The 16,204-nt window shown below is 43.8% G+C and carries 15 protein-coding genes and 1 pseudogene; 8 read left to right on the top strand and 8 right to left on the bottom strand.

Annotated features, from left to right (window positions below; all coding sequences use genetic code 11):
* Nucleotides 1-97: 97 nt before the first annotated feature.
* The 4 genes from L1D22_RS20215 to L1D22_RS20200 form a co-directional block, all read right to left on the bottom strand.
* Nucleotides 98-622, bottom strand: a complete 525-nt coding sequence (locus L1D22_RS20215; protein ID WP_239831023.1) for a YchJ family protein — start codon at nucleotides 620-622, stop codon at nucleotides 98-100.
* 118 nt (nucleotides 623-740) lie between these two features.
* The gene (locus tag L1D22_RS20210) at nucleotides 741-1,958 is read right to left on the bottom strand and encodes an EAL domain-containing protein (protein WP_239831021.1); all 1,218 of its coding nucleotides are present in this window, start codon (nucleotides 1,956-1,958) and stop codon (nucleotides 741-743) included.
* Nucleotides 1,959-2,069: 111 nt separating this feature from the next.
* Nucleotides 2,070-2,816 carry a UDP-2,3-diacylglucosamine diphosphatase gene (gene lpxH / locus L1D22_RS20205; RefSeq protein ID WP_239831020.1) on the bottom strand — a complete coding sequence of 249 codons (747 nt, stop codon included), beginning with the start codon at nucleotides 2,814-2,816 and terminating at the stop codon, nucleotides 2,070-2,072.
* An 83-nt stretch (nucleotides 2,817-2,899) separates the two neighbouring features.
* Nucleotides 2,900-3,394, bottom strand: a complete 495-nt coding sequence (locus L1D22_RS20200) for a peptidylprolyl isomerase (protein WP_004742032.1) — start codon at nucleotides 3,392-3,394, stop codon at nucleotides 2,900-2,902.
* A gap of 189 nt (nucleotides 3,395-3,583) precedes the next feature.
* Between L1D22_RS20200 and cysS the strand changes: the two genes are divergently transcribed.
* Nucleotides 3,584-4,969 carry a cysteine--tRNA ligase gene (gene cysS / locus L1D22_RS20195; RefSeq protein WP_123283052.1) on the top strand — a complete coding sequence of 462 codons (1,386 nt, stop codon included), beginning with the start codon at nucleotides 3,584-3,586 and terminating at the stop codon, nucleotides 4,967-4,969.
* Nucleotides 4,970-5,065: 96 nt separating this feature from the next.
* Nucleotides 5,066-5,644, top strand: coding sequence for a thymidine kinase (locus L1D22_RS20190; RefSeq protein ID WP_239831019.1), 579 nt, complete (start codon nucleotides 5,066-5,068; stop codon nucleotides 5,642-5,644).
* 103 nt (nucleotides 5,645-5,747) lie between these two features.
* On the opposite strand, the gene L1D22_RS20185 is transcribed toward L1D22_RS20190, so the two are convergent.
* The 3 genes from L1D22_RS20185 to L1D22_RS20175 all read right to left on the bottom strand — a co-directional run bounded on the left by L1D22_RS20185 (nucleotide 5,748) and on the right by L1D22_RS20175 (nucleotide 7,605).
* Nucleotides 5,748-6,413, bottom strand: coding sequence for a YdcF family protein (locus L1D22_RS20185; protein ID WP_239831018.1), 666 nt, complete (start codon nucleotides 6,411-6,413; stop codon nucleotides 5,748-5,750).
* Nucleotides 6,406-7,260, bottom strand: a complete 855-nt coding sequence (locus tag L1D22_RS20180) for an NAD(P)H-binding protein (RefSeq protein WP_239831017.1) — start codon at nucleotides 7,258-7,260, stop codon at nucleotides 6,406-6,408. Before L1D22_RS20180 ends, L1D22_RS20185 begins: the two co-directional genes overlap by 8 nt.
* Nucleotides 7,261-7,374: 114 nt before the next feature.
* Nucleotides 7,375-7,605 carry a TIGR02647 family protein gene (locus tag L1D22_RS20175; protein WP_017630468.1) on the bottom strand — a complete coding sequence of 77 codons (231 nt, stop codon included), beginning with the start codon at nucleotides 7,603-7,605 and terminating at the stop codon, nucleotides 7,375-7,377.
* 260 nt (nucleotides 7,606-7,865) lie between these two features.
* On the opposite strand from L1D22_RS20175, the gene L1D22_RS20170 reads away from it, so the two are divergent.
* Nucleotides 7,866-9,170, top strand: coding sequence for an ATPase (locus L1D22_RS20170; RefSeq protein ID WP_239831016.1), 1,305 nt, complete (start codon nucleotides 7,866-7,868; stop codon nucleotides 9,168-9,170).
* A gap of 362 nt (nucleotides 9,171-9,532) precedes the next feature.
* Complete coding sequence (focA, locus tag L1D22_RS20165; RefSeq protein WP_048614492.1) at nucleotides 9,533-10,375, top strand: formate transporter FocA; 843 nt, start codon at nucleotides 9,533-9,535, stop codon at nucleotides 10,373-10,375.
* Nucleotides 10,376-10,728: 353 nt separating this feature from the next.
* On the opposite strand, the gene L1D22_RS20160 is transcribed toward focA, so the two are convergent.
* Nucleotides 10,729-11,523: an ABC transporter permease gene (locus L1D22_RS20160; RefSeq protein WP_176681621.1), complete on the bottom strand. Its 795-nt coding sequence runs from the start codon at nucleotides 11,521-11,523 to the stop codon at nucleotides 10,729-10,731.
* A 437-nt stretch (nucleotides 11,524-11,960) separates the two neighbouring features.
* Here L1D22_RS20160 and torE point away from each other — a divergent pair, with 437 nt between their 5' ends.
* The 4 genes and pseudogenes from torE to L1D22_RS20140 form a co-directional block, all read left to right on the top strand.
* Nucleotides 11,961-12,143 (top strand): trimethylamine N-oxide reductase system protein TorE, encoded by a 183-nt coding sequence (torE, locus tag L1D22_RS20155; protein ID WP_010440051.1) that lies wholly within the window; start codon nucleotides 11,961-11,963, stop codon nucleotides 12,141-12,143.
* A 49-nt stretch (nucleotides 12,144-12,192) separates the two neighbouring features.
* Nucleotides 12,193-13,374 carry a pentaheme c-type cytochrome TorC gene (torC, locus tag L1D22_RS20150; RefSeq protein WP_239831015.1) on the top strand — a complete coding sequence of 394 codons (1,182 nt, stop codon included), beginning with the start codon at nucleotides 12,193-12,195 and terminating at the stop codon, nucleotides 13,372-13,374.
* A gap of 24 nt (nucleotides 13,375-13,398) precedes the next feature.
* Complete coding sequence (gene torA, locus L1D22_RS20145; protein ID WP_239831014.1) at nucleotides 13,399-15,861, top strand: trimethylamine-N-oxide reductase TorA; 2,463 nt, start codon at nucleotides 13,399-13,401, stop codon at nucleotides 15,859-15,861.
* A 175-nt stretch (nucleotides 15,862-16,036) separates the two neighbouring features.
* A pseudogene (locus L1D22_RS20140) lies at nucleotides 16,037-16,204 on the top strand (IS66 family insertion sequence element accessory protein TnpB); the annotation flags it as partial.

Below are 16,204 nucleotides of genomic sequence, written 5' to 3'. Positions count from 1 at the left end.
CTTGCGCGTATTGCTTCATCTTTAGGCCTCGTCATTGCGAGGAGCCCAAGCGACATCAGGAGTCTCTTCTCTTAATCTGACTTCCTAGATGTACGAGTTACCCGCAGCACTTTTTATATTTCTTACCACTGCCACAAATACATGGGTCGTTACGACCGATCTTAAAGCTCTCAACGGTTTGATTTAACCGAGGGTCAATCTCTGGATCTGTTAGCTCTTCATGTTCATTTTCTTGCTCTGGGAACTCACCATCGATATAGAACCAAAGGCCATCTTCACGAACGAAACGCGAGCGCTCTTGCATGCAGTATTGCGCGCCGTCTTCATTGAAGTAGGCTTTAAACTCGACAAAACCTTCGTTCTCGTGTGAGCCAGCAGCGGTATCAATGACTTCTAAGCCTGCCCAATCACTATCGATAGATTTTGCAATACCTTCTCTTTGAGCCTCTGCATTACAGCTAGGGTGGTAAGTCGCAATAACATAATCAACTAACCCCAACACGTGCGCTGAATAACGTGAGCGCATCAATTGCTCAGGTGTTTCCACTGAACTGTGATTAAGGTGCGCTGATTCGCAGCATTGTTGGTAAGTATTTTTGCTACCGCATGGGCATAAAGACATAGTCAAATCCTGTATAAATGGCCTCTATTAAGAGGCCATAAATGAATGCGTTGGAGTTTACCAAGAAACGAGCGCTCACCAAAGCTTAGTTTCTATTGAAGCGATTATGTGAAGTGAATTACCTCAATGCGGGTGACAGCAGCTCTTGAGCCCAAGTCGTTGCTTCATCGTAAGCTTGACCTAATTGAGCCTCGCTGAGCTTGAGAAGTTTACGAATGCGGGTTGCTTCATCCCATCGAGCTTGTTCATAAGCAATAATCATAGCCAAAATGGCACCTAACACGCCCTTGCGTTGGATAAGAGCCTGTTTAATCGCGTCATCAATCGGCACTGAGTCCAGCACTTGCTTCAACGGTTGATCAAACAGTGAATCCAGTAGCGAGAACATACCGGTCAAAAAGGCTTGTCCGGGCTCAACCTTCACATTCATCTTCTCAACTAAGAGCTCACATTGACGTGCGCGTAATACCGCTAAACCGTAGAGTGAATCTGGCTTATCTTCTTTTGCCGAAGCTATCGCTACAAGTGAAACGAACTTACGTAGCTTTTGCTCGCCTAGAAAAATAAGTGCTTGGCGGAATGAACGAATGGTCGTTGCTGAACCGCCTGCAGAGTTCACGTAAGCAAGTAACTTATAAGACAACGTTACATCCAGAGTGATCAGGCGCTCTACTTCACTAAAGTCGATAGGATCGTTAGCGATCTCTTTCAACAGCTGGACAATGGTCAAAAATGCAGGGTTGAGCGCGCGAGTTTGAATCATTTCCGGCTTACTGAAGAAATAGCCTTGGAAATAGGAGAATCCAGCTTGGCTTGCTTCTTGGTACTCATCGTAAGTCTCAACCTTTTCTGCAAGGAACTTGATATTTAACCCTTTGAGAGAGTTCATGAACATCGAAGCTTTTGCAATTGGGATTAAACGAATATCAAATTTGATGATCGAGACGTAAGGTAAGAAACGCTTCCACGCTTTACTAGGCACAAAGTCATCCAATGCGATGGTATAGCCCGCATCGTAGATGGATTTAATGGCTTCCAGTAGTTCGTCTGTTGGTTCGCAGTCTTCAAGAACCTCAACAACGAGGCTTTCTTTTGGAAAGAGGGTAGGGACCAAGTTAATCAGGCTTACATAAGGAAAGTTCACGAACCCGAGTTTATCACCCAACGTATTATAGTGGGTCGATAAGAAGTGGTCGGAAAGCAAGCGGCTAGTAGCGAGATCCGGCTCTACTTCAGGGAAAGTGTTCTTAGGACCATCCCTGAATAGCAACTCGTAACCTATGGTTTTCTTATCTGTATCGAGTATTGGTTGACGCGCTACGTATGAATATTTCAATCTGGTATTGTGTTCGGTTTACTTTTGATACAAAGATCATAGCTAATTCAGTGAAAATTACCATACACAATCTAAGAAAGTCTGACCGACAATCATAATCAAAGTGAAAGTTTAAGATTGATGTTGAAAGCTATTGCTAAACGCTCGATTCTGTAGTTCAAAACTTTGCGGAGTGAACACCAACACTGAGCCTTGCGTATACCAATCACCAAGTACGATACGCGTTTTAGTGCAATTATTAGCATCAAACGTATGGACGTTCGGCCGATGCGTATGACCGTGGATCATAAGGTCGACACTGTTTTTCGCCATCACGTTCTCGACCTCTTGCTGTGTCACATCCATGATGTCGAGAGACTTAGTCTGCTTGTCATCTTTGATATCAGATTGAACCTTCGAGACGATCTTCTTCTTGATGAAAAATGGAATTCTATTGAAGACCCATTGAAGCCATGGTTGATGTACTTTTTCTCTGAAGGCGAGATACTTTACATCTTCGGTACATAGGGTATCACCATGCAACACAACCGCTTTTTGGCCGTAGATATCGATTGTCGATACTTCGTCTAGCAGTTTCACGCCAGTTTGCTTGGCAAATTTTTTGCCGACAAGGAAATCACGGTTACCTTGAGTGAAGTAGCAAGGTACGCCAGTTTTTACCAAATCGATAAACGCTTGACGGATAGAAGTTGCGAACTCACTCTTATCGTCGTCACCAATCCAGAATTCGAAAAGGTCGCCTAACACATAAAGTGCATCCGCCTCTACCGCTTCATTCTTCATAAAGGTTAGGAAGCAGTCAGTGATGTCTTGTCGTGCCGGAGCAAGGTGAAGATCTGATATAAAATATGTTTTCATAGGTCTAAAAAAGGGAGCAATTCGCTCCCTGTATCCTGATTTTATCGGCTCATCAATTATTAATACTAATCGAAAGCAAGTAATTAAGCTTCGATTGTTGTACCAGTGATGATCACTTCTTCTAGAGGTACATCTTGGTGCATACCCATAGAACCAGTGCTAACACCTTTGATCTTGTTTACGACGTCCATGCCTTCAACAACTTCTGCGAATACACAGTAGCCCCAACCGTCTAGGCTTTCGCTACGGAAGTTTAGGAAAGAGTTGTCGTTAACGTTGATGAAGAACTGAGAGCTCGCTGAATGCGGTTCCATAGTACGAGCCATTGCTAGCGTACCAACTTTGTTCGCTAGACCGTTGTTTGCTTCGTTCTTGATAGTTGCACGAGTTGCCTTTTCTTTAAGGCCAGAAGTCATGCCGCCGCCTTGAATCATGAAACCATCGATAACACGGTGGAATAGTGTGTTGTCGTAGAAACCATCACGGCAATACTGTAGGAAGTTTGCGCTTGTTTCTGGTGCTTTTTCTTCGTTTAGTTGAACTTTGATGTCACCAAAATTTGTGTGAAGGATGATCATGATTGTTACCTTACTGTCTTTTTAATATGAAGTTCGAATTCTAGCGCATGTTGGCGGACTTTCAAATCATCAAATTATTCACTTAACTCGGTTGTTGAGGTAATTACTGCTTTTGGGGATTACCTATTAAGGTATGACTTGTTATACTGCGATCTTATTTTTGATTAATCCATAAAATAGATAGAGATCATGCTGAAGATATATAACACGCTCACAAGACAGAAAGAGGAATTCAAACCAATTACAGCTGGCAAAGTCGGCATGTATGTCTGTGGGGTAACCATATACGATCTCTGTCATATTGGTCATGGTCGTACGTTCGTTTCTTTCGACGTAGTAACTCGCTACCTTCGTTACCTTGGTTACGATTTGAACTTCGTTCGTAACATTACAGATATCGATGACAAAATCATCAAGCGCGCTAACGAAAACGGCGAGTCTTGTGACTCTCTGACTGAGCGTCTAATTGGTGAAATGCACGCTGATTTCGATGCATTGAACATGAAGCGTCCAGACGTTGAACCTCGTGCAACAGAGTTCATCACTGAAATCATCGAACTTGTTGAAAAGCTGATTGAACGCGGCTACGCATATGTTGCAAGTAACGGCGACGTAATGTTCGAAGTTAAGAAGTTCGAAGAGTACGGTAAGCTTTCTAAGCAAGACCTTGATCAGCTTCAAGCTGGCGCTCGTGTTGACGTAGACTCTGCAAAACGTAGCCCACTAGATTTCGTTGTTTGGAAGATGTCTAAGCCAGGTGAACCAACATGGGAATCACCATGGGGCCCAGGTCGTCCAGGCTGGCACATTGAATGTTCAGCAATGAACTCATCTATTCTAGGTAACCACTTCGATATCCACGGTGGCGGCTCAGATCTACAATTCCCACACCACGAGAACGAAATCGCGCAATCTTGCTGTGCACATGGTACTGACTATGTAAACACATGGATGCACAGTGGCATGGTGATGGTAGACAGAGAAAAAATGTCTAAGTCACTAGGTAACTTCTTCACTATCCGTGATGTGCTCGCACACTACGATGCTGAAACAGTGCGTTACTTCCTAATGTCTGGTCATTACCGTAGCCAACTGAACTACAGCGAAGACAACCTAAACCAAGCTCGCGCATCGCTAGAGCGTCTATACACGTCACTTCGTGGCCTAGACCTTACCGCAGCTCCTGCTGGTGGCGAAGAGTACGTAACTCGCTTCTCTACTGCGATGAACGATGACTTCAATACGCCTGAAGCTTACTCTGTACTGTTTGAAATGGCGCGTGAAATCAACCGTATCAAGCCTGAAAGCATCGAGAAAGCAAGCGGACTTGGTGCATTGATGCGTGAGTTAGCAGACATCATCGGTATTCTTCACCAAGAACCAGAAGCCTTCCTACAAGGTGATGCGGCTGGTAACGATGACGAAGTGGCTGAAATCGAAGCGTTGATCAAATTGCGTAACGACTCTCGTGCTTCAAAGGATTGGGCAAATGCCGACCTTGCACGTGACAAGCTCAATGAGTTGGGTATCGTTTTAGAAGATGGCCCTGAAGGCACGACTTGGCGTCGTAAGTAAATCTTATAAAAAGGGCTGATTTTCAGCCCTTTTTTCTAGCAAAAATTCTCTAACTTCACCTTTTCATATTCAATTTTATTTAACAGGAATATTTCTGTGGCTCAGATGTATTTTTACTACTCGGCAATGAATGCGGGTAAATCAACAACGCTTCTTCAATCTTCATTCAACTACCAAGAGCGCGGCATGACGCCAGTGATCTTCACGGCAGCATTGGATGATCGCTATGGTAGCGGTAAAGTTAGTTCTCGAATTGGTCTGCAATCTGAAGCGCAACTTTTCAAAAACGACACCAACATGTTTGATGCGATCAAAAAGCTAAACGATGAAGAGAAACGTCATTGTATTTTGATCGATGAGTGTCAGTTCTTGTCGAAAGAGCAGGTATACCAACTAACAGAAGTGGTGGATAAACTGCATATCCCTGTACTGTGTTACGGTTTACGTACTGACTTCTTGGGTGAACTGTTTGAAGGCAGCCGTTATTTGTTGTCTTGGGCTGATAAGCTGGTGGAACTGAAAACCATCTGCCACTGTGGCCGCAAAGCGAACATGGTGATCCGTACCGACGAGCACGGTGTTGCGATTGCTGAAGGTGACCAAGTTGCCATTGGGGGTAACGACAAATATGTGTCTGTTTGTCGCTCACACTATAAAGAAGCGTTAGGTAAATAGACGTTTCTTATTTGCCTTGGCAATGGATGACAAAGCGAAGCAATAGAAGTAAGAAACGGTGGCCAAGTGCCACCGTTTTTGTTTTCTGATTGGTCATCGCTATTTATTCAAAGCCGAGTTTCTTAACCGTTAAATAGGCGTGATCAACTTCTTCGGGAATCGGCATTTCGATCTGGAAGCCTTGAGCAGGGTAGGACTTAATGCGTTCAAAATCGGCCACTAACGCACCTAAAACCATATCCAATGGCAACTCTTCATTAAAGTAATCGACCCAATCTTGCCACTTTGATGTCACGGTGATTTCTGTTGCTGCTTCAGGCCACTGCTTATTAAAGGTCGCGTAAGTACGTTTCTCCATAAAAGGCTTCTGTACCAAGGTCAGTCTTTTCGGAGATAACCCCCGCTCAGTAAGTAACTCATGAGTGAAGCGGACATTCTCCCCAGTATTAGTCGCGTGTTTCTCTATGATAATGTCTGAATCTGGCACGCCACAGTCGCGGGCAATAGCAGCGAAGGTTTCTGCTTCTGAGCGTTCAAAGCTGCCTTCGGTAAAGCGTCCGACACCACCAGAAAAAACGATGTATGGCGCAATCTTTTGATGGTAGAGATCTGCTGCGTATTCAGCAACACGAGTATCGTTGCTGCACAACACAAAAATACAGTCTGACGGCGCAACCTTGTGACCCATAGACATGAAGTTCCAAAGGATGTCGATCGCGCGGTGCAGCTTAATATTGGGCTCTTTCTTAGCTACAAATTGTTCAGTCATGCAGTGCGTCCAATGTGGATTCGAATTTAAACGAATAACCTAAGTCGAGTATCTTTTTCGAAGAGATCAGCTTGTCTGGTGTACCAACAACTGGTGGCAGAGGCTCGCTGCTATTCGCGCTTTTCAGTGCCGCGGCATAAAATTCCGCCTTACACACGGTATTTGGTGTGGTCACATTAACGACTTCATTGTGAAGCTGGTTGATAGCGAAGTCGACGGCGCCAATGGCATCATCAAGATGAAGCATGTTGGCCGGAGCTTGAGTGCTCACTTGCTTCAGTTTACTTACAAATCTTGATGGGTGACGACTTGGACCAATTAAGCCACTAAAGCGAAGAATGGTGTAATCGATACCTGAATCTATCACCAACTGTTCAGCTTGCAGCATGACACGCGCGTTATCGGAAAAGGAAGATGCGTACTCTTTATCTGAGGTGGAGAGGAAAAGTGAGGCATCTTGCTCATTTAATACACCGGGTTTAGTCGGGTAAACTGTGGTTGAGCTAACCATAATGAGCTTCTTAACGTTCGCCTTCTGACAAGCACTGGTTAGCTGCTGCCAGTAATCGGCATACTCTTGACCTGCACCTTTTCTAAAACCAGGAGGGAAACTGCCTATCACAATCTCGGCATTGTTTTCGAGCAACAGCGAATAGAGTTGTCCGATAGTTTGGTCAGCCTGTGATGCGTTAAAGCTGAAAACCTCACAGGGAATACGCTCATTACCGATGGTGTTTGCACCCGCTTGAGTCGTCTTGGTGACGACCACTCGGTTACCATGTCTCTCAAGATGCTCAGATAAAGGGGCACCTACCCATCCTGCACCGACAATAAATATTGAAGCCATCTGTCCCTCGCAACTGAAAATGATGGATTTACAATAAGCCTAACAAACCTTTGGCCAAAAATGAAAAAACTCCACGGCCGAAGCGAGTGGAGTTTTTACTAGAACAATGCAGCTTTATTTAAGTACGCGAAGTAGTTTGTCTGCGCGTTCTGCCATCTCGATACCTTCATCTGTTAGGTAACCGCCGTCTGGCTGAGTACAAAGGTTCTTTTCGAATAGGCGCTTAACAGCGTCTTGAGTTTCTTGAGCAGCCTCTTGATGAACTTTAATGCCCGTAGCAGCGCTACTTACATCAAATTGAAGAAGGAGGTTTAAATCAGCAATATGTTCAGCGTTGTACTTCATAATTAACCTATATATTCATAACGTTCTCTTCCTTCACCTTAGTGCGCATTCACAACTCAGGCAATAGCAAATAAATAGAATTGATAAGTGATACCAAATTGAATGATTAATCGACGTATGATGGGTTTATTTTGGTTAGATTGGGTGATTTGTGCCCACTTAAATTGCGAATGATGTTTATTGCTAAGTGGTTGTAATATATTGTGGGACTAGAAATATATTGCATTCAGCTAATATTGAATAAAAAAGGAAATGCATCAGTGAGAGCGAACAAAGTAGCATTAGTTATTAGTATGCTATTTGCTATCTCAGGTTGTCAAAGCACACCCTCAGAGCAGACAGACGCGAACCAAAACACGAACAACAATGAATCAACCGTAGAGGTCCGTTCTTTCCAGTCTGTCCAAAGCGTTTACTCGGAATGGGAAGTAAAGCTTGAAGACCATGCTCAATTGTCTCTCTATGCACCAGAGAATTACAATGAACTGCTAGACGCATGGGACGATGCTGAAAGTATTTATGCGGACTTACTGAAAGACGAATCTCGCCTGACGAAGAGCTACTCGATTTTTTCCAGCCTAACCTACGCTGAAGCTTTTGATGAAAAAATCGCGTTGATCAAATCAAACTATGATTCGATCTTAGCGCTCAAGAAAAAGGCAGACCGAGTATTAGCCGATTCGATTGTACAAATGGATTACCTTAAGTTTCTTGGCGCAGACACTATGTTTACGTCGAGCTATAAAAGGTTGTATTCAGAATACAGCGAGCTGTTCGAGTACGTTCTAGTCGACGAGCTTGAAGATGCTCAAGAAGCTCAAGTTGAATTCCTCAATAATGCTCGCTTGCTAGAAGTGAAAGTGGCTCACAAGAAATACATCGAGCCTTTGAAGGATGAATTAGAGTTTTTAGAAGATGAAGACTTTGATGACGTTGTTCCTTTGACGTTTGCTAAGGCCACTGCTCAAATCACGTTGGCAGAAAACCAAGTGAAAGCGAGCCCACGTGAAAAGTCGATCATTCAAGATGCGGTTCAAGCGGCTGAGTTTGAATTGAACCACGTGCGCAGTGTCGCTCATGAAGTGAAAGTGTTGGCGAGCGTGAAAGGGGACAAGTTTGAGCAGTCGGTATTGAACGCTGAGAACCAGTTGCTGAGCATTTCCCAAGTGGTGAATGATCAAGACTATCGTGACGTTGTACTGCGTCTTCAGTCTCAAAAGATTGTAGAGAGTGTCAAAGCGTTAAAAAGCTCAGACATGACCTCGCTATTAAAGTCAGAGATTGAAACGTTGACAGAGCAATTAGCTAAACTTGAAAGCGAAAACCAGCAACAAGCACAGCAATTGTCTGAAGCGACCAAACATAATCAGCTATTGGATGAGCAGGTGACTAAGAGTGATGCTCATATAAAAAGCTTGGAAGAGTTGGTGGATAGCTTGAAAAGCTTAGGTGGTAAGGTAGCGAATGAAAGTGATTCAGACCTTACGCCAACTAACGTTGAATCTAACCTCGAAGATGCGGCTTTAGATCAACCATCAGAAGAAGTGATTGAACCTTCGGTTTAGCATAACCAATGTCTTTATTTGTGACTGACTTAAAAGCGCCTCAGGGCGCTTTTTTATGTTCTGTTGATCTATGTCAAAATCTGAAAATAAAAGCCCTAAAAATACGCATATAGTGTACATCATTCTTATGGTTTTAACGTAACTTGTTGATATTTATAGATGTGTTGTTTTTATCGTTGGTAAGTTTTCATTCATCAAACTTTTCTTTTTACTACTAAAGTCGTAAGAAATTTAAATATCATTGGAGGTTTGGCGTTTTCTTGGTTGTTGAAGGAAATTCGAGCATAAAATAGCTCTTGAATTAAGAAATGAAAGAGAGGATTATCGCGCTCCCGACGACATGTTTCAAAATGTAAATCATCATGAATCTAAACCAATTTGACTCATTATTACCGCCACAAATGGCTGAGCGCGCTGCAGATATTGGCGTAGGTAAAGCAACCAAAGATCCAATCAAATCTTTTCTCCTAGCGATTTCAGCTGGTATCCATATCGGTATTGCGTTTGTGTTCTACACCATCGTTACCACCGGTGCTGGTGATTTGCCATGGGGCATTACACGTTTATTAGGTGGCTTGGCATTTAGCTTAGGCTTGATCCTCGTTGTTGTGACTGGCGGTGAGCTGTTTACAAGTTCGGTGTTAACTTTGGTAGCACGAGCAAGTGGCAAGATCACTTGGCGTACACTCGTTAAGAACTGGGCGACAGTTTATGTGGGCAACTTGATCGGCGCTTTGTTGCTGGTGGCCTGTATGCTTCTGACCAAACAATACATGTTTGACCATGGCCAAGTGGGCTTAAACGCGATGGCGATTTCCCAACATAAGATGCACCATGATTTCATCCAAGCTATCGCACTAGGTATCATGTGTAATGTATTGGTTTGTATCGCAGTATGGATGACATTCAGTGGACGCACATTGACTGATAAAATCGCGGTAATGATTCTGCCTGTTGCGATGTTTGTATCAGCAGGTTTTGAGCACTGTATTGCGAATATGTTCCAAGTACCATTAGCAATCGGCATTAAAACATTTGCTCCTGCTGAGTTCTGGACAATGACGGGCGCTAATCCTGCGGATTACGTTGACCTGAACATGATGGACTTTCTGATGAACAACTTGTTGCCCGTTACTATAGGTAACATCATTGGTGGCGGTATCTTTGTTGGTATGTGGTACTGGTTAATCTACCTACGTGACTAATAAAGAGTACGCGATCAACAAAGATTGGTGACAAGTTCAGTCGACGAGAGTAGTTGAAGCTCAGCGAAACAATCGAACTGATATATGACACATACAAGACGGTCTGCATTGCAGGCCGTTTTTTATTTGTGGAAAACCATTTCTTTTGTTGCTCCTTTTGTCATCTGAAGACACAGCAGCGTTGATCAACATGTGTGCATATGTCTTTGAAATTAACCAAGGATCAATAGTAATGATCTTTCTAATAGTCGAAATGGACAAAAAAGGATCTATATTGATTTGGTTATCCACAGTTTCTGTGGATAACCTGTCTCAAATTCAGTGAGTAACCAGATCTAAGGGGAGTGGAGGGGTTATTTTGCCGGTTTTATTTGAGCGAGAACTCGACCTTCTTTTGTCAGAGAAGTCTTCAATGAGAGGTGAAGAGCCAGCGCCAAAGAGCAGCTCATCATTACGAAAATAGCCAACATGATCATCAGTTGATATTTAATGGCGATCATCGGTGAAGCGCCTCCTAAAATCTGACCAGTCATCATTCCTGGTAGTGTCACTAAGCCTGTGGTCGCCATAGAGGCCATAATTGGAGACATCGCTTTCTGTATCGCGTTACGCACAAAAGGTGTAGCAGCGTAGGTTGGAGAAGCACCTAGCGCGATTGCCGCTTCATATTCTGATTTCTGCGTTTCAAAAGCACCAAACAAGTTCTGCAATGCCACTATATTACTGCTTAAGCTATTACCCAATAACATACCTGCAATGGGGATAAGGTACTGCGCGTTGAAAACCGGTGTCGGTTTAATGATGAAAAAGCAGATAAACAAGACGATAGGTACACAGGTTACGGCAAGGCTAACGGCAACAGGCGCTAATAATAGCTGTCTTGGTAGCCTAGACTTCTCAACAATCGAGCTCGCACCGACAATTATCATGGCAAACAGCCACAACAAATTGACCCACAAACTATTCAAAGTAAACAAATACTCTAGGTAAAGACCCACAAGAAACAGCTGAATAACCATGCGAATGATGCTGATAGAGGCTTCTTTTCCAAGGCCGAGTTTCAGCTTGTGGTTGATGGCAATGGGCAGCAAGAGAAGTGAACTGAAGAACAACAACTGCCACCAAGATATATCAATAACGTCTTGCATAGTGCTTCCTTTTAAGTAGGCCTCCATCATATCTGAAAGTGCCAAATGATGCATTTCAGCTTCAAACCCGTTGATTCAAAAAGTGCCCAATTATTTAACAACCAAAGTACAAAATATTGGTTGTTTGAGGCTTTCTTGGCTACTACTTAGTAGGTAAAACGTTAATATTAGTTACAATAAAATTGCACAATTGTTGGTTTTTAACATTTGTGAAATATACTTAATTCTTCATATTTGTTAATACTTTTTAATAACTTTGTTTAACTAAAAACAAGTTTGGATGAGCTCAAAAAAGTATTGATTAGCAAGGGTTATAAGGGGAGATTTGATTGAACCCTACTTTGAGTATGGTCTAAAATTTGTTGTTAGATACTCAAGAACTTTAGCCCCATAGAATGGGTTACTCGAAATTACTAAATACAAAATAGGCAAAATGTATGAGTGATGTTAAAAAAATTGAAACTGGCGAAAAACGCTCGTTGGAGTGGAAGTCATTCCTCTTCATTGCGGTGGTTCTCTTTCCAATATTAAGTGTGGCTTTTGTAGGCGGTTACGGCTTCATAGTTTGGGCACTACAAGTATTCGTATTCGGACCTCCTGGTGCTCACGGCGGCATGTAATGCCCTCTAGTAACAACATTTTTTAAATCAATATTTAAGAGAGCTAAACATGAAATCATTTTTAGTTAAATTATGGCGCACAATGACTCGCCCTGCGGTACACATTAGTCTTGGTGTACTAACTATGGGTGGCTTTATCGCCGGTGTTATTTTCTGGGGTGGTTTCAACACCGCTCTAGAGCACACAAATACAGAAGAGTTCTGTGTAAGCTGTCACACCATGCGTGACAATGTATACGTAGAACTTCAAGAAACGGTTCACTGGAAAAACACATCTGGTGTACGCGCGACTTGTCCTGACTGTCACGTTCCACATGAATGGACAGCAAAAATTGCTCGTAAGATGCAAGCATCTAAAGAAGTATTCGCTCAGGTATTTGGTGACCTAGATACACCTGAGAAATTCGAAGCACGTCGTATCGAATTGGCTAAGCATGAATGGGATCGTTTCTCTTCGAACAAATCTCTAGAATGTAAAAACTGCCACAACTACGATTCAATGGATTTCGAAAACATGCGCCCAACAGCGCGTATCCAAATGAAGAACGCGGCAGAGCGTGACCAAAGCTGTGTTGACTGTCACAAAGGTATCGCACATAACCTTCCATTAGATATGGACTCGGCAAGTGGTATCGTTGGTGAGCTAGAAAACGTTGCGAGTAGCACGTCTTACTCTGAAGGTAGTGATGTGATTTCTATTCGTCACCTTCCTCTATACACAGACGAAACTGCAGAAGTTGAAGCTGGCCTACTAAGCCCTGCAAGTAAAGTGGCTATCGTTGGCGAGAAAGGCGACATGATCGAAGTTAAGATCGACGGTTGGCGTAAAGCGAAAGGCTTCGGACGTGTAATCCAAGAAGGCTTCGGTATGAACATCTCTACTGCAATCCTGACTAAAGAAGTGTCTCAAAGCAACGGCATTACTATTGGTGAGAAGAAAGAAGATGAGTTAACTGGCCTTCCTTGGGAAGAAGTTGACCTAACTCTTTGGATGAAGAAAGAGTCTATGGTTGGTGACTACGCACCGATTTGGGATGCAGCTGGTCAAGCTTACCAATCTAACTGTTCAACGTGTCACTCACAGCCAGATGAAGCTCACTTCAGCGCGAACGGTTGGGTAGGCATGCTAGATGGTATGATCGCATTCGTTAACTTCGACACAGATACAGAAGCACTTGTTCTTAAGTATCTACAGAAGCACTCATCAGATTTTTCTGAAGGCCATCACTAATAAGACGTCAATTGGAGTAACACAATGGCAATTACAAGAAGAAGTTTTCTGAAAGGTGTCGCTACCACAAGTGCGGCATCTGTTATTGGCCCAAGCTTATTGGCGTCAGCGTCGGCTTCAGCAGCAGAAACAGAGGGAACTTGGAAAGTATCAGGTTCTCACTGGGGTGCCTTCCGAGCTCGTGTTTACGCGGGTAAAGTACAAGAAATTAAACCTTTAGAAATCGATCAGCACCCAACAGAAATGCTGAAAGGTATCAAAGGTATTATCTACAGCCCATCACGTGTGCGTTACCCAATGGTTCGCCTAGATTGGTTGAAGAAACACAAATACAGCGCAGACACGCGTGGTAACAACCGCTTCATTCGTGTGACTTGGGATGAGGCACTAGACCTTGTTTACCGAGAACTAGAGCGCGTACAGAAAGATTACGGTCCATGGGCGCTTCACACAGGTCAAACTGGTTGGAGACAAACAGGTCAGTTCCACAGCTGTACTAACCACATGCAACGTGCAATGGCACTTCATGGTTACTCTGTGAAGAAAATCGGTGACTACTCAACAGGTGCTGGTCAAACGATCATGCCTTACGTGCTAGGTTCTACTGAAGTTTACGCACAAGGTACATCTTGGGAACTTATCCTAGAAAACAGTGACAACATTGTTCTTTGGGGTAACGATCCAGTGAAAAACCTTCAAGTAGGTTGGACATGTGAGACTCACGAGTCGTTCGCATACCTAGAACAGCTGAAAGACAAAGTTGCTAAGAAAGAGATCAACGTTGTTTCTGTTGACCCTGTTAAGAACAAAACAGGTCGTTACCTAGAAAACGAGCAAATGTACATTAACCCACAAACTGATGTGGCGTTCATGTTGGGTGTTGCTCACGTTCTTTACAACGAAGACCTATACGACAAGAAGTTCATTGAAACTTACTGTCTAGGTTTTGAAGACTTCATCAAGTACGTTCAAGGTGAAACGAAAGATAAAGTTGAGAAGACACCAGAATGGGCTGCAGAAATCTGTGGTGCAAGCGCTGACTCAATCCGTGAATTCGCTAAGATGTTGGTTAACGGTCGTACACAGATTCTTGTTGGTTGGAGTATCCAGCGTCAAGAGCACGGTGAACAGCCTTACTGGATGTGTGCAGTTATCGCAGCAATGGTTGGCCAAATTGGTCTTCCAGGCGGTGGTATCTCTTACGGTCACCACTACTCTGGTATCGGGGTATCTTCAACTGGTTTCGCTGCTCCGGGTTCTTTCCCGCTGAACATCGACCAAGGTCAGAAGCCTAAGTACACAAACACAGATTACAACGGTTACAGCCGCGTAATCCCAGTTGCTCGTTGGGTTGATAGCTTGCTAGAGCCTGGTAAGAAGATCAAAGCGAATGGCGCAACGGTAACACTGCCTGATATCAAGATGATGGTATTCAGTGGCAACAACCCGTGGCACCACCACCAAGATCGCAACAAGATGCGTAAAGCATTCAAGAGCCTACAAACTGTGGTTGCTGTTGATTTCGCTTGGACTGCAACTTGTCGTCACTCTGACATCGTGCTTCCAGCATGTACTCAGTGGGAACGTAACGATATCGATGGTTACGGCGCATACTCTGGCCGTGGTTTGATCGCGATGCACAAACTAGTGGATCCTCTGTTCCAGTCTAAGACTGACTTCGAGATCATGTCTAGCCTGACTAAGCGTTGGGGTCGTTACGACGATTACACGCGTGGTATGGACGAAATGCAGTGGGTTAAATCTCTGTATGACGAGTGTCGCGCAGCAAACGAAGGCAGCTTCGAAATGCCTGAGTTCGCTGAGTTCTGGGAAAAAGGTTTCCTAGACTTCGGTAAAGGTAAGCCATGGACTCGTCACGCTTCATTCCGTGAAGATCCAGAGATCAATGCTCTAGGTACACCTTCTGGTTTCATCGAAATCACAAGCCGTACTGTTGGCAACATGGGTTACGAGCACTGTCAGGAACACCCAATGTGGTTCGAGAAATCTGAACGTTCACACGGTGGTCCAGGCTCTGATAAACACCCGTACTGGCTACAATCTTGTCACCCAGACAAGCGTCTTCATTCTCAGATGTGTGAATCTGAAGAGTGGCGTGCGACTTACGCGGTACAAGGCCGTGAGCCAATCTACATCAACCCAACAGATGCTAAGAAGAAAGGCATCAAAGACGGTGACGTAGTACGTGTGTTCAACGACCGTGGTCAACTACTAGCAGGTGCTGTTCTAATGGATAGCTACGCTCCTGGTGTTGTACGTATCGAAGAAGGTGCTTGGTACGGTCCGATCAACGAGAAAGTGGGCGCGCTAGATACATACGGCGATCCAAATACACTAACTCAAGACATCGGTACTTCTGAGCTAGCTCAAGCGACGTCAGCAAACACATGTTTGGTAGACTTCGAGAAGTTCCAAGGCAAACTGCCTCCAGTAACTTCATTCGGCGGTCCAATCGAAGTTTCTTAAGTTTCGACTTAAGTTCTGAGATAAACGTTTAAATTAAAGCCCCTGTAAGCACTCTTACAGGGGCTTTTTGTATTTTATCTACCGAGCCTTGTATTGTAAGCGCGTCATAAACCCCGCATTCTAATCGTTTTGCACGAGTAATAAGATCAGGTCTTCAACCACAAGGAGACTTGCAATGGCAATTCGACGCACAAACCAAGAATGGGAAACTCTTCTAGAAAGCTATGAGCACAGCAACATCACTCAACGTGCTTTCTGTGAACAGCACGGACTCAGCTTATCGACGTTCTTCGCAAAACGCCGTCAACTTCAGTCGACAATTCAATCAGCACCTGTCGGATTT

The sequence above is a fragment of the Vibrio sp. Isolate34 genome, from assembly GCF_022397915.1.
Lineage (GTDB): Bacteria > Pseudomonadota > Gammaproteobacteria > Enterobacterales > Vibrionaceae > Vibrio.
The sequence above is the reverse complement of the archived record's forward strand: the minus strand, read 5'-3'. Positions and strand labels throughout refer to the sequence as shown.